The following is a 12,870-nucleotide window of genomic DNA, read 5'->3' on the forward strand; positions in this document are numbered from 1 at the left end:
ACGTGTCAGCCATCTCACCCATGCCGAACACCAACACCACCACCGTCAGCACGGCGGGCCAGCCGAGCCGGCGCAACACCGAGTTGCTGCTGCTCGCCTTCGCCGTCATCCTCCCCTGTTTCGCGTACGCCAACGTGGGCCTGGCGCTGGACGGCGAGATGCCCTCCGGCATGCTCGGCTACGGCATGGGCCTCGGCCTGCTCGCCGGTGTCGGCCATCTCGTGGTGCGGAAGTTCGCGCCGTACGCCGACCCGCTGCTGCTGCCGCTGGCCACGGTCCTCAACGGGCTGGGGCTGGTCATCATCTGGCGGCTGGACCAGTCCAAGCGCCTCCAGGCGTCCAAGACGTTCGCGCCGGCCGCCACCAACCAGCTGCTGTTCTCGGCGCTGGGCATCGCGCTGTTCGTGGCCGTGGTGATCTTCCTCAAGGACCACCGGGTCCTCCAGCGCTACACGTACATCTCGATGGCCGTGGCGCTGGCCCTGCTGATCTCCCCGCTGTTCTTCCCCGCGAAGTTCGGCGCCCGCATCTGGATCACCGTTCCCGGTCTGGGCAGCCTGCAGCCGGGTGAGTTCGCCAAGATCGTGCTGGCGGTGTTCTTCGCCGGCTATCTGATGGTCAAACGGGACGCACTGGCCCTGGCCAGCCGCCGGTTCATGGGCATGTACCTGCCGCGCGGCCGGGACCTGGGCCCGATCCTGGCCGTCTGGGCCTTCAGCATCCTGGTCCTGGTCTTCGAGACGGACCTCGGTACCTCGCTGCTGTTCTTCGGCATGTTCATCGTGATGCTCTACGTCGCGACCGAGCGCACCAGCTGGATCGTCTTCGGTCTGCTGATGTCGGCGGCGGGCGCGGTGGGCGTGGCCTCGTTCGAGTCCCATGTGCAGCAGCGTGTCCAGGCGTGGCTCGACCCCATGCACGAGTACACCCTGAGCTTCAAGACGGGTGTGGGTGTCCACTCCGGGCAGTCGATGCAGGCCCTGTGGGCCTTCGGCTCGGGCGGGGTCTCCGGCACCGGCTGGGGCCAGGGCAACTCCGACCTGATCGGCTTCGCCGCCAACTCCGACTTCATCCTCGCCACGGTCGGCGAGGAGCTCGGTCTGGCCGGTCTGATGGCCGTTCTGCTGATCTACGGCCTGATCGTGGAGCGCGGTGTGCGCACCTCACTCGCCGCCCGCGACCCGTTCGGCAAGCTGCTGGCCATCGGGCTCGCCGGCGCGTTCGCCATCCAGGTGTTCGTGGTGGCCGGCGGTGTCACCGGACTGATCCCGCTGACCGGTATGACGATGCCGTTCATGGCCCAGGGCGGATCCTCGGTGATCGCCAACTGGGCGCTGATCGCCATCCTCCTCAAGATCAGTGACGCGGCGCGCCGCCCGGCCCCGACGCCCGCGAGCAACCCCGACGCCGAGATGACCCAGGTGGTCCGACCGTGAACAAGCCCGTGCGCCGGATCGCGATCTTCTGCGGAATCCTCATCCTCGCGCTGATGATCCGCGGCAACTGGCTCCAGTTCGTCAAGGCCGACGAGCTCAAGAACGACAAGCACAACATGCGGGTCAACATCGCCCGCTACAGCCAGCCCCGCGGCAACATCATCGTCGACGGCCAGGAGATCACCGGCTCCAAGGAAGTCAACGGGATCAACTACAAGTACAAGCGCACGTACAAGAACGGCGAGATGTGGGCGCCGGTGACCGGCTACAGCTCGCAGGTCTACAAGCCCACCCTGCTGGAGGGCGTCGAGGACAAGATCCTCACCGGTGACGACGACCGGCTGTTCTTCAACCGGACGATCGACATGATCACCGGCAAGGGCAAGAAGGGCGGTGACGTGATCACCACCCTCAACGCCAAGGCCCAGGAGGCCGCTTTCAAGGGGCTGGGCAACAAGAAGGGCGCCGTCGCCGCCATCGACCCGCGCACCGGCAAGATCCTGGCGCTCGCCTCCACCCCGTCGTACGACCCCTCGCGGATCGCCGGGGCCAACGACGGCGACGCCTGGACGAAGCTCAACGACGACAAGAACAAGCCGATGCTCAACCGGGCGCTGCGGGAGACCTACCCGCCCGGTTCGACGTTCAAGGTCGTCACCGCCGCCGCGGCCCTGGAGAACGGCCTCTACAAGGACGTCGACGAGAAGACGAACTCGCCCAAGGGCTGGACGCTGCCCGACACGCGGAACCTGCCGCTGCCCAACGAGACGCCGATGCCCTGCGACAACGTCTCGATGCGCGCGGCCCTCCAGTGGTCCTGCAACAGCGTCTTCGGCAAGATCAGCGCCGATCTCGGCAACAAGAAGATGATCGAGCAGGCGAACAAGTTCGGTTTCAACAACGACGACCTGCAGATCCCGGTCGGCGTCACCAAGAGCGTCTACCCCCCGGACAACCGCCCGCAGAACGCCATGGCCGGCATCGGCCAGGCGTCCAACCGCGCCACCCCGCTCCAGATGGCCATGGTCGCCGCCGCCGTCGCCAACAACGGCAAGCTCATGGAGCCGTACATGGTGGACAAGCTGCGCGCGCCCAACCTGAACGTCATCGAGACGCACCAGCCGAAGGAGCTGAGCCGGCCGCTCAGCCCGGAGCACGCCCAGACGCTGCAGAGCGCGATGGAGACGGTCGTCGAGGAGGGCACCGGCACCGAGGCCAAGATCGACAACGTCAAGGTCGGCGGCAAGACGGGTACCGCCCAGCACGGTGTGGACAACAGCGGCAACCCCTACGCGTGGTTCCTCTCCTACGCCAAGAAGGGGGACGGCTCGCCCGTGGCCGTCGCGGTCGTCATCGAGGGCTCGAACACGATGCGCGACGACATCGCGGGCGGCAAGCTGGCCGCGCCGATCGCCAAGAACGTCATGGAGGCGGTGCTCAACTCCTCCAAGTGAGCCCCGGCACGCACCGGCGTCGCGCGCCGGTACCAGGTACGTATCGGGTGCCGGTCACGCCCGGGTGCCGTACGGGACGCCGGGTACGGTAAGCGCGGACAGCACACCGCCGGACCCACGTCGGTGCGGTCGGGAAGAACGGAAGGGCTGGAGCTATGGAAGAGCCGCGTCGCCTCGGCGGCCGGTACGAGCTGGGCTCGGTGCTCGGCCGTGGTGGCATGGCCGAGGTCTACCTCGCCCACGACACCCGGCTCGGCCGCACCGTCGCCGTGAAGACGCTCCGGGTGGACCTCGCCCGGGACCCGTCCTTCCAGGCCCGGTTCCGCCGTGAGGCCCAGTCGGCCGCCTCGCTGAACCACCCGTCCATCGTCGCGGTCTACGACACGGGCGAGGACTACGTGGACGGGGTCTCGATCCCGTACATCGTCATGGAGTACGTGGATGGGTCCACCCTCCGCGAGCTGCTCCACTCCGGCCGCAAGCTGCTGCCCGAACGTTCGCTCGAAATGACGATCGGGGTGCTCCAGGCGCTGGAGTACTCCCACCGCGCGGGCATCGTCCACCGCGACATCAAGCCCGCCAACGTCATGCTGACCCGCACCGGCCAGGTCAAGGTCATGGACTTCGGCATCGCCCGCGCGATGGGCGACGCCGGCATGACGATGACGCAGACGGCCGCCGTGATCGGCACCGCCCAGTACCTCTCCCCGGAGCAGGCCAAGGGCGAGCAGGTGGACGCCCGCTCCGACCTGTACTCGACGGGCTGCCTCCTCTACGAACTGCTCACCGTCCGGCCGCCGTTCATCGGCGACTCGCCGGTCGCGGTCGCGTACCAGCACGTCCGCGAGGAGCCCAACCCGCCGAGCGCCTTCGACCCCGAGATCACGCCCGAGATGGACGCCATCGTCCTGAAGGCGCTGGTCAAGGACCCGGACTACCGCTACCAGTCGGCCGACGAGATGCGCGCCGACATCGAGGCCGCCCTGGAGGGCCGCCCGGTGGCCGCCGCGGCCGGCTACGGCGCCATGGGCGCGGTCGGCTACGGCGGCGAGGACCAGCCGACGGCCATGCTCGGCCGGCACGACCCGAACGCCGCCGGACAGACGTCCATGCTGCCGCCCGTACGGGACGGCGGGGGCTACGGAGGCGGCGGGTACGGCGGTTACGACGACGGCGGGGAAGGCACCGGCCACGGCGGCAACGGCCGGAAGAAGAGCAGCCTCTCGACGATCCTCCTGGTGGTCGCGGGCATTCTGGTCCTCGTCGGCGCGATCTTCATCGGGAAGTCGCTGTTCAGCGGCGACGGCAAGAGCGGTGACGTCACCGTGCCCAACCTGATCGGCGAGAAGCTCGACTCCGCGCAGAAACAGGGCGAGAACGTCGAGCTCAAGGTCGTCGACAGCGGCAAGGCGGTCAACTGCGACGCCGACAAGGGCAAGGTCTGCGAGCAGAACCCCAAGCCCGGCGCCAAGGTCGCGCGGAACAGCGAGGTCACGGTCTCGCTGTCCAAGGGCCCGGCCAAGGTCGACGTCCCCAACGTCCTCCACATCCAGTTCGACAAGGCGAAGAAGCAGCTGGAGGACAGGGGCTTCACGGTCCACCGCAGGGAGGAGCAGACCGACGAGGCCACGGCCGGCACCGTCATCAAGCAGAACCCCGACGCCAACGAGCAGGCCGAGAAGGGCGCGGAGGTCACCCTCACCGTCGCCACGGCCGTTCCGGAGAAGACCGTTCCGCCGGTGGTGGGCCAGCAGTTCGACGCGGCCAAGAAGCAGCTCGAGGACAACGGGTTCGAGGTGTCGCGGAAGGACGTCGACTCCGGCGACCCGGCCGGCCAGGTGACCGCCCAGTCCCCGCAGGGCAACACGCGGGCCGCGCCCGGTTCGACGGTCGAGCTGTCGGTCTCCAAGGGCCCGCAGGACATCGACGTCCCCAACCTGGCCAACCTGCCCCTCAAGGACGCCAAGAAGGCCCTGGAGGACGCCGGGCTCAAGGTCGGCACCATCATGGGCCCGAACGACGACAAGGCCGTCGTGCAGACGTCCATGCCGCTCCCCGGCGGCAAGGCGAAGAAGGGCACGGCGGTCAACCTGGTCACCCGTGCGGGCACTCCCGGCACGGACATCGGCGGCGCCAACCAGGGCGGCGACAACCAGGGGAACCCCGGCGGCAACGACCAGGGCGGCCCCTTCGGCGGCTTCCTCGAAGGCCGCCGGCACTGACCCGTAGGGCACACAGGAGCCCCGGTACCGCCTTCTCAAGGAGGGCGGTACCGGGGCTCCGTGCTTCCGGGCTCAGCCCCGGAGTTCCTTCGGCGGCGTCCGCTTCTCGTCGACCTTCTCCGTCCGCGTCAGCTCCGCCCAGACGACGTAGCGGTAGTCGGAGGTGTAGATCGGCGTACAGGTCGTCAGCGTCAGGTAGCGGCCCGGCACGGTCTTCCCGGACTCCCGTGGCACCGGGTCGAGGACCTTCACGTTGAACCGCGAGGTCTGCTTGAGCTCCTTGTAGACCGTGTAGACGTACCAGGTGTCCCGGGTCTCGAAGACGACCGGGTCACCGTCCTTGATCTTGTGGATGTTGTGGAACTTGGCGCCGTGCCCGTCCCGGTGCGCCGCCAGCGTGAGGTTGCCCTGGCCCTCCCAAGGGAGGGTGGCCTTCACCGGCTTGCGGTAGTAGCCGGCCACGCCCTCGTTCAGCACCGAGCTGCCCGTGCCGGGCTTCACCAGCACCTCGCCCTTGCCCATGGCGGGCACGTGCAGGAAGCCGACCCCGTCCTTGGTGTCCAGGGCGCCCGGCCCCTTCCGCGCCCAGTTCTCGCGCACCTGGGCGCCCTGCCGCTTCGCCTCGCGGTCGGCTATCACGTTCGTCCACCACAGCGAGTAGACGACGAACAGCGCCAGCAGCACGCCGGCGGTGATCAGCAGTTCGCCGATCACGCCGACGGTGGCGGCTATCCGGCCCCGGGTACGGCCGCGCCGCGGTGGCGCGCCGTCGGTCAGCTCCTCGGTCTCTGCCACAGCCCGCCCGTACCCCGTTCCCCTGCCGTCCGTCAGTCGACGAGCGCGTCCGGCTTGCCCTTCGCGCGCGGGCGCTCGTCCACCATCTTGCCCCACACGATCATCCGGTACGTACTGGTGAATTCGGGGGTGCAGGTGGTCAGGGTGATGTACCGACCCGGTCCCGTGAAGCCCGAACCCTGCGGCACCGGGCGGATGACCCCGACGTTCGCCGGTGACGTCTGGTCCAGCCGGCTCGTCATCTCATAGGTGTAGAAGGCGCTCTTCGTCTCCACCACGATCTTGTCACCGGGCTGCAGCCGGTTGACGTAGCGGAACGGTTCGCCGTGGGTGTTGCGGTGGCCCGCGAGCGCGAAGTTGCCCTGCCGGTCCCAGGGCATCGCGGTCTTCAGCGGCCCCTTGCCGTAGTGCCCGACCATGCCGCGGTCCAGGACCTTGTGCTTCCCGGTGCCCTCGGCGATCGGGGCCTTCACGTCGAGCTTGGGGATGTAGATGATGGCGAAGCCCTCGCCGGGCGAGAACGCGCCCGCGTCCCGGTCCTTGCCGCCGTCCCGCGCCCAGCTCCTGCGGAGGTCCTTCGCCGCGCCGCCGGCCTGCTGCTGGGCGATGACGTTGGTCCACCACAGCTGGTAGGCGACGAACAGCAGCATCACCACACCGATGGTGATGAACACTTCGCCCAGCAGCCGGCTGACGACCACCCCGAGGCCGTCCTTGCGCGCCCGTTCCGCCCGCCGGGCCGCGCGGCGCCGCTCCGCCCGCCCGCCGGCCGGGGGAGCCGTGACCGACGGGGCCGGAGGAGCCGCCGTCCGGCGCAGCGGCATCGTCGCGTCGTCCTCGGCCGGCGGGGGCAGGGCACCGCCATGGGACTGCGGGGGGACGCCCACCGGGACTTCGGGCGGGAGGGGCCGGGAGACGGTCTGACGCGGCGTCTCAGGGGGAAAGGGCCGGGCGACGAGCCGTCCGGCGTTCTCGGGCGGCAGCGGCCGGGAGACGCCCGGGGACCAGGCGGCGGGCCCGGGCGCCGACGGCCAGGGCGCGGCGGCCCGCTCGCCCGGCACGTACTCGTACGGGTCGTCGGCCGGAACGTTCCGCCCGTGCCCGTACGGGCCGCCGGACGCCCCGTCCCGGTACGGGCCGGTGGACGACGCGTCCCCATACGGGCCGTCGGCCGGCTCGCCCGGCCCGTACCCGTACGGGTCCGCGGGCGGCCGGGGGCCCGCCGGCGGGGGCGCGTACCGCTCCGGCGGCGGCGCCCCCCAGGGGTCCCGCTCGGGGCGGAGCCCGTTCACTCTCCGGCCTTGCCCACCACCGGGGCGAGCCCGGCCGACCGTTCCACCGCCCCCGTGTCACCGCAGGAGACGAGCCAGTTGGCGAGCATCCGGTGCCCCCACTCGGTGAGCACCGACTCGGGATGGAACTGCACGCCCTCGACGGGGAGATCGCGGTGGCGCAGGCCCATGGCGACGCCGCTCTCCGTCCAGGCAGTCATCTCCAGCTCGTCCGGCCAGCTCTCCCGCGCGACGGCGAGGGAGTGGTAGCGGGTGGCGGTGAACGGCGAGGGCAGCCCCTGGAAGACACCGGCGCCCTGGTGGCTCACGGACGAGGTCTTGCCGTGCAGCAGCTCGGGCGCCCGGCCGACCACCCCGCCGTACGCGACGGCCATGGACTGCATGCCCAGGCAGACGCCGAACACGGGCACTCCGGTGGCCGCGCAGTGCCGCACCATGTCGACGCAGACTCCGGCCTGTTCGGGCGCTCCGGGGCCGGGCGAGAGCAGCACCCCGTCGAACCCGTCCTGCGCGTGTGCCGGTTCGACCTCGTCGTTGCGGCGCACCTCGCACTCGGCGCCGAGCTGGTAGAGGTACTGGACCAGGTTGAAGACGAAGCTGTCGTAGTTGTCCACGACGAGGATGCGCGCGCTCATCGCGTCACCGCCATTCCGTTGCCGGTGTCGGCAGGCTGTCGTTCACCGTCACGTCGTTGAACGGCAGCAGCGGTTCGGCCCAGGGGAAGACGTACTGGAAGAGGACGTAGACGACGGCCAGCACGAGGACCACGGAGATCAGGGCCTTCACCCACGCGTTGCCCGGCAGATGACGCCAGATCCAGACGTACATGCTGTCCCTACTTGCCGACGGGGATGGTCTTTGCCGGACCAGAGTAAGGGGCCGCACCCGTGCGCGGGGCGCAGCCGGGCAAACCCCGGCGCGGAGTTCCCGCCGGGCGCGCGGGGGCCCGTCAGCCGGCCGGCTTGGCGTAGTGCAGCTCCACCGCGCCGGTGTAGCCGGGGAGGGTGACCTTGTCGTGCTGGTCGACCTTCCAGCCGAGGCCGTAGGCGGCGACGTACTGCTGGTAGTTCTGGATGGTGGGCGACGTGTCCAGGGCCTTGCGCAGCCGGCCGCGGTCACCGACAGCGGTGATCTTGTAGGGCGGGGAGTAGACGCGGCCCTGGAGGATCAGGGTGTTGCCGACGCAGCGGACGGCGCTGGTCGAGATCAGCCGCTGGTCCATCACCTCGATGCCCTGGGCGCCGCCCTGCCAGAGGGCGTTGACGACGGCCTGGAGGTCCTGCTGGTGGATGACCAGGTCGTTGGGCTGGGGCTGCGGGACGCCGGGGATCTTGGCGGTGGCGTTGGGCGGGGCGTCGGTCAGGGTGACCGTCAGGCCGGTGCCGCCGATCTCCCGGGTGCCGGCGGCGTCGCCCAGGGCGGCCAGCCGACGGGCCTCGGCGGTGTCGCCGCCGGAGTCGCGGCCGGCGAGGGAGTCGACCTCGGCGCGCAGTCCGGCGGCGCTCCGCTCCAGTTCGCCGTTGCCCTTGCTGCGCTGCTGGATGAGGTCGGAGAGCCGGAGCATGGAGGCGTCGGTGCGGATGTCGGTGCCCTTGGCGGTGTTGAAGCTCATCCAGAAGATGAGGCCGGCGAGGGCGAAGACCGCGGCCGTCAGCAGCCGTACCGGCCGGAATCGCCGGGGAGGGCGGTGGCCGGGCGCTGCGTCGCTGGTGGAGACGGCAGAATTGCTCAACGTACCCTTGTCCTCTCCGACGCCGCTGAAGCACTACGCTAACGGACGCCCGGGGGGAGGAAGCGCTCCCCGACGCGGCCGACCAGCCCTTGTACCCCCAGCGCGGTTACGCAGCGCATCGACAGGAGAGTTCCTCGTGCCGAAGTCACGGATCCGCAAGAAGGAAGACTTCACGCCTCCGCCGGCGAAGCAGCAGAGCATCAAGCTGAACAGCGGGCGGCGGTGGGTGGCTCCGCTCATGCTGGCGCTGTTCCTGATCGGGCTCGCGTGGATCGTCGTCTTCTACGTGACGGGCAGCGACATGCCCATCGAGTCCCTGCACAACTGGAACATCGTGGTCGGCTTCGGCTTCATCGCGGCAGGGTTCGTGGTCTCCACCCAGTGGAAGTAGCGGGTCGGAAGCGGGGGGCCGGAGTGACGGCCCGACCCGGTTATCCACACCCTCATCCACAGTGGGGAAAAACTCAGAAGATCTGTGGATAACTTCCTCGGCGTTGACGCCGGTGTGACTGTTCGCGACCCCTGTGGATCGTCGGCCACATCGGCGTCCGTCGTCATATCCGCAGGTCGGAGGCGGTTCGCCCAGGACCGGAGGCGGCTTTCCCACCGTCCTGCACACCGGTCGGCGGATGCTGTGGACAACTTCCGGCCCACTGATGTGGGTGACAGGCGCGGGTGACGGTCCGGGGCCGGAACCCCGGAGAGCCCCCTAGGTCAGCTCGGCCGTCCTGACGACCACCGTCACCAGGATCGCCACCAGCGCGGCCCCGCAGGTCAGCCACTGCACCAGCGCCCGCCGCGCGCGGGGCGCGTGCACCATGCCGTACGCCACCAGGGCCCCCACCACCAGGCCGCCGACGTGCGCTTCCTTGGCGATGTTGTTCCAGGTGAAGGTGAAGATCAGGTTGAGCACGAGCAGCGCCATCACCGGCCGCATGTCGTACTTCAGCCGGCGCATCAGCACGGCGGTGGCGCCCAGCAGGCCGAAGATCGCGCCCGAGGCGCCGTACGACCGCCCGCCCGGGTCGACCATCAGATAGGTGAGCGCGCTGCCGCCGAGCCCCGACAGCAGGTAGAGCGCCAGGTACCGGGCCCGGCCGAAGGCGGCCTCCAGCGGGGGTCCCAGCCACCAGAGCGACAGCATGTTGAAGCCGATGTGCATCACCGACTCGTGCAGGAACAGCGAGGTCAGCAGCCGGTACCACTGGCCCTCGGCGACGCCCTCGCCGTCCTGGAACGGGTCGCGCCCGATCAGTTCCAGAGTGCCGACGACGTCCTGCCCCTTGACCATCACCGCGATCCAGATCGCGATGTTGATGCCCAGCAGCACCTTGGTCACCAGAAAGGGGTCACCGGGGCGTTCGACGGAGCCCCCGGCCGTACGCGGGGCGGTGTCCTGCCGGTCGTCCCCCCGGCCGGGGCCGGAGCCGCCGCCCGAGCACTCGGGGCAGTGAAAGCCGACCGAGGCGTTGACCATGCAGTCGGGACAGATCGGCCGTTCGCAGCGCGTACAGCGGATGCCCGTCTCGCGGTCCGGATGCCGGTAGCAGCAGACGGCCTGGTCGTTCATGCTCTCCCCTCGCCCCTGTGGCGGTCCCGGGCACCGCCGTTGCCGAGCAGGGCCCCGACCGTCTTACGGACGGGCGGGGCGCCGGGTTCCCTGCGTACGCGAACGGTCCTCAGCGGGACTCGATCACGACGCTCTCGATGACGACGTCCTGGACCGGACGGTCGGTGCGCGGGTTGGTCTGGGTGCCCGCGATGGCGTCCACGACCTTCTTGCTCGCGTCGTTGCTGACCTCGCCGAAGATGGTGTGCTTGCCGGTCAGCCACGCGGTCGGGGACACGGTGATGAAGAACTGCGAGCCGTTGGTGCCCGGGCCGGCGTTGGCCATGGCCAGCAGGTACGGCTTGTTGAACGCCAGGTCGGGGTGGAACTCGTCCTTGAACTCGTACCCCGGGCCGCCGGTGCCGTTGCCCAGCGGGTCACCGCCCTGGATCATGAAGCCGCTGATGACGCGGTGGAACACCGTGCCGTCGTACAGCTTGTCCGTGGACTTCTTGCCGGTCGCCGGGTGGACCCACTCGCGCTCGCCCTTCGCGAGCTCGACGAAGTTCTTGACCGTCGTCGGGGCGTGATTCGGCAGGAGCCGGATCTCGATGTCCCCCTGGTTGGTCTTCAGGGTCGCGTAGAGCTGCTCGGCCACGATCTACCTTCCATAGTCTGCACTGACAGCCACCGATCCTCGCACGGACCGGCGTCCGGCGAGTAACGCCCAAAGCCCCGCGCGCGGCGGCGAACCATGGCATTGTCGAGCCGGAGGCCCGTTGACCCGGATGCCCCTCCGAACCTGCCGGACCGCCCCTGGACAGGCATGATTTCCCACTGGGTGGAAAGGCGACAGTCCAGTACGCCACCGAGGAGGAGGTTCTCGTGACCCGCAAGGACAGCGTGCGCGCCGCGACCAGCACCGCCAAGGACAGCGTGCGCCACGCGGCCGAAGTGGTGGCGCCCTACGCCGGCACGGCCAAGGAAGCCGCCGTGCACTATGCGCACGAAGCCCGCGTCCGGCTCGCCCCCAAGGTGGCCGAGGCCGCCCACCAGGCGCGTTCCCAGTACGACGCGCACCTGCAGCCCCGGATCGACCACGCTCTCGAGGTGCTGCCGCCCAAGGTCAACCAGGCTGCCGCCCGGGCCCGCGCCGCCGCCGAGCCCGTCCGCGACGAGGCCGTCTCCCGCGGCACCGCCGCGCTCGCCGTGCTGCGCGGCCAGGTCCCGGCGCAGGACGTGGAGCGCCTGGGCCGCAAGCGCTCCCGCCGCGGCCGGGCCGGTCGGGTGGCGAAGCGGCTGGCCTTCGCGGGCCTGCTGGTGGGCGGCGCCGTCGCGGCCTGGCGGTGGTGGGACAAGCAGGCCAACCCGGACTGGCTGGTCGAGCCCCCGGCCGCCACCGAGATCGCCGACCGCCCCCACCTCACCTCCGTCGACGGCAGCGGCGACCGCTCCCCCCTCGACCCGGAGGTCCAGGCCAAGCAGGCCGAGGCGGAAGCGGCGTCCGCCGAGAACGAGAAGGCCGCCGAGGACCGGGCGGGCGACGGGAAGAAGGAGGACGACCCCTCCTGAGGCTCCGGCCCCCGGTCCCGCCCCGGACGTCAAAAAATCCCCTCCGACCGCGTCGACGCAGGTCGGAGGGGATTTTGCGTGGAGCCTAGGGGAGTCGAACCCCTGACATCTGCCATGCAAAGACAGCGCTCTACCAACTGAGCTAAGGCCCCTCGGAGCACCAGGGTACCCGGTGCCGGCAGCAGGGCCGACCAGGTATCGCCGCGTCCCGCCACTCTCCGTAGGATGCACCGCAAGATTCGCGGCAGCGAAGCGAAGGGGAGAGCGAGATGGACGCAGCACAGCAGGAAGCCACCGCCCGCGCACGAGAGCTGCAGCGGAGCTGGTACGGGGAGCCGCTGGGGGCGCTCTTCCGCCGGCTGATCGACGATCTCGGTCTCAACCAGGCGCGTCTGGCGTCCGTGCTGGGCCTTTCGGCGCCCATGCTCTCGCAGTTGATGAGCGGTCAGCGCGCGAAGATCGGCAACCCGGCGGTGGTACAGCGCGTCCAGGCCCTCCAGGAGCTCTCCCACCAGGTGGCCGACGGCAGTGTGAGCGCCGCGGAGGCCGCGGAGCGGATGGAGGAGGTCAAGCGGAGCTCCGGCGGCTCGGTCCTCAACTCCACGCAGACCACGGCCAGCAGCGGCGCTCCGACCGTCAAGCGGGTGGTGCGCGAGATCCAGTCGCTGCTGCGCTCGGTGGCCGCCGCCGGCGACATCATCGACGCGGCCGGCACGCTCGCCCCCACCCACCCCGAACTGGCCGAGTTCCTGCGCGTCTACGGCGCCGGCCGGACCGCCGAGGCGGTCGCCCACTACGAGGCCCACCAGAGCTGACCC

Annotated in this window: 13 protein-coding genes and 1 tRNA gene; 6 read left to right on the forward strand and 8 right to left on the reverse strand. The window is 70.1% G+C overall.

The features are described from left to right. Nucleotides 1–20 precede the first annotated feature (20 nt). From ACH4PU_RS07885 to pknB, 3 genes are all read left to right on the forward strand, one after another. Nucleotides 21–1,436 carry an FtsW/RodA/SpoVE family cell cycle protein gene (locus ACH4PU_RS07885; protein WP_398267658.1) on the forward strand — a complete coding sequence of 472 codons (1,416 nt, stop codon included), beginning with the start codon at nt 21–23 and terminating at the stop codon, nt 1,434–1,436. After that, nucleotides 1,433–2,890: a peptidoglycan D,D-transpeptidase FtsI family protein gene (locus tag ACH4PU_RS07890; protein WP_398267661.1), complete on the forward strand. Its 1,458-nt coding sequence runs from the start codon at nt 1,433–1,435 to the stop codon at nt 2,888–2,890. The genes ACH4PU_RS07885 and ACH4PU_RS07890 overlap by 4 nt, the downstream gene beginning before the upstream one ends. A gap of 155 nt (nt 2,891–3,045) precedes the next feature. Next, complete coding sequence (gene pknB, locus ACH4PU_RS07895; RefSeq protein ID WP_398267663.1) at nt 3,046–5,112, forward strand: Stk1 family PASTA domain-containing Ser/Thr kinase; 2,067 nt, start codon at nt 3,046–3,048, stop codon at nt 5,110–5,112. A 72-nt stretch (nt 5,113–5,184) separates the two neighbouring features. Here pknB and ACH4PU_RS07900 read toward each other — a convergent pair whose 3' ends face one another. The 5 genes from ACH4PU_RS07900 to ACH4PU_RS07920 form a co-directional block, all read right to left on the reverse strand. Next, entirely contained in the window at nt 5,185–5,907 is a 723-nt protein-coding gene (locus ACH4PU_RS07900) for a class E sortase (protein WP_185940337.1), read from the reverse strand. Between the two features lie 32 nt (nt 5,908–5,939). After that, the gene (locus tag ACH4PU_RS07905; protein WP_398267666.1) at nt 5,940–7,199 is read right to left on the reverse strand and encodes a class E sortase; all 1,260 of its coding nucleotides are present in this window, start codon (nt 7,197–7,199) and stop codon (nt 5,940–5,942) included. Continuing rightward, complete coding sequence (locus ACH4PU_RS07910; protein WP_398267669.1) at nt 7,196–7,834, reverse strand: aminodeoxychorismate/anthranilate synthase component II; 639 nt, start codon at nt 7,832–7,834, stop codon at nt 7,196–7,198. The genes ACH4PU_RS07905 and ACH4PU_RS07910 overlap by 4 nt, the downstream gene beginning before the upstream one ends. A gap of 4 nt (nt 7,835–7,838) precedes the next feature. After that, entirely contained in the window at nt 7,839–8,027 is a 189-nt protein-coding gene (locus ACH4PU_RS07915) for a hypothetical protein (RefSeq protein ID WP_185940340.1), read from the reverse strand. A 121-nt stretch (nt 8,028–8,148) separates the two neighbouring features. After that, nucleotides 8,149–8,931: a DUF881 domain-containing protein gene (locus ACH4PU_RS07920; RefSeq protein ID WP_398267672.1), complete on the reverse strand. Its 783-nt coding sequence runs from the start codon at nt 8,929–8,931 to the stop codon at nt 8,149–8,151. A 136-nt stretch (nt 8,932–9,067) separates the two neighbouring features. Here ACH4PU_RS07920 and crgA point away from each other — a divergent pair, with 136 nt between their 5' ends. Further along, the gene (gene crgA / locus ACH4PU_RS07925) at nt 9,068–9,322 is read left to right on the forward strand and encodes a cell division protein CrgA (protein ID WP_004939905.1); all 255 of its coding nucleotides are present in this window, start codon (nt 9,068–9,070) and stop codon (nt 9,320–9,322) included. Between the two features lie 318 nt (nt 9,323–9,640). Here the strand turns inward: crgA and ACH4PU_RS07930 are convergent, their stop codons facing one another. Together ACH4PU_RS07930 and ACH4PU_RS07935 are read right to left on the reverse strand one after the other, a co-directional pair. Then, on the reverse strand, nt 9,641–10,501 hold the full coding sequence (locus ACH4PU_RS07930; protein WP_398267676.1) for a rhomboid family intramembrane serine protease: 861 nt from the start codon (nt 10,499–10,501) through the stop codon (nt 9,641–9,643). A 109-nt stretch (nt 10,502–10,610) separates the two neighbouring features. Further along, entirely contained in the window at nt 10,611–11,138 is a 528-nt protein-coding gene (locus ACH4PU_RS07935; RefSeq protein ID WP_398267679.1) for a peptidylprolyl isomerase, read from the reverse strand. Nucleotides 11,139–11,365: 227 nt separating this feature from the next. On the opposite strand from ACH4PU_RS07935, the gene ACH4PU_RS07940 reads away from it, so the two are divergent. Beyond that, nucleotides 11,366–12,052, forward strand: a complete 687-nt coding sequence (locus tag ACH4PU_RS07940) for a DUF5324 family protein (RefSeq protein ID WP_398267682.1) — start codon at nt 11,366–11,368, stop codon at nt 12,050–12,052. 79 nt (nt 12,053–12,131) lie between these two features. On the opposite strand, the gene ACH4PU_RS07945 is transcribed toward ACH4PU_RS07940, so the two are convergent. After that, a tRNA-Ala gene (locus ACH4PU_RS07945) sits at nt 12,132–12,204 on the reverse strand. A 117-nt stretch (nt 12,205–12,321) separates the two neighbouring features. On the opposite strand from ACH4PU_RS07945, the gene ACH4PU_RS07950 reads away from it, so the two are divergent. Beyond that, on the forward strand, nt 12,322–12,867 hold the full coding sequence (locus ACH4PU_RS07950; protein ID WP_171164647.1) for a DNA-binding protein: 546 nt from the start codon (nt 12,322–12,324) through the stop codon (nt 12,865–12,867). Nucleotides 12,868–12,870 lie beyond the last annotated feature (3 nt).

The sequence above is a fragment of the Streptomyces sp. NPDC021100 genome (assembly GCF_044333095.1).
Classification (GTDB): Bacteria; Actinomycetota; Actinomycetes; order Streptomycetales; family Streptomycetaceae; genus Streptomyces.